This window comes from Polaromonas sp. P1_G2 (genome assembly GCF_056405515.1).
The window spans coordinates 1-402 of the sequence record NZ_JBFUBY010001445.1; the positions used below are offsets into that span (position 1 = coordinate 1).

A 402-nucleotide genomic window follows, 5' to 3' on the forward strand; every position below is an offset into this window, starting at 1 on the left:
GTCCAAGGGCGGTGTCATCAACCAGGCGCTGATGGGCATCGGCCTGATCTCCGAGCCCTTGGAAATCTCCAGCAATCGCACGGCGACGATCATCGGCTTCGTGCATTTCTTCGTCATGCTGTTGACGCTGACGATCTATTCCAACCTGATCCAGCTCTCGCCCAATTACCGCCGCGCCGCGGCCGATCTCGGCGCCAATGCCTTCCAGACCTTCTGGCATGTGATCCTGCCGCTGACATTGCCGGGAATCATGACCGGCGCCTTTCTGACATTCGTGCTCTGCATCGGCGACTACATCACGCCGCAGATTCTGGGCGGAAACAACGAACTGGTGCTGCCGCAGATCATCATGCTGCAGATCGGCCGGCGGGCGGATTTTCCGATGGCGGCGGCGCTCTCCAT

At 60.2% G+C, this 402-nt stretch carries 1 protein-coding gene; it reads left to right on the top strand.

From position 1 onward, the window contains the following. Positions 1-31: 31 nt before the first annotated feature. On the top strand, positions 32-402 hold a 371-nt coding region (locus AC1D0P_RS30995), incomplete at its 3' end, for an ABC transporter permease (RefSeq protein ID WP_477680231.1).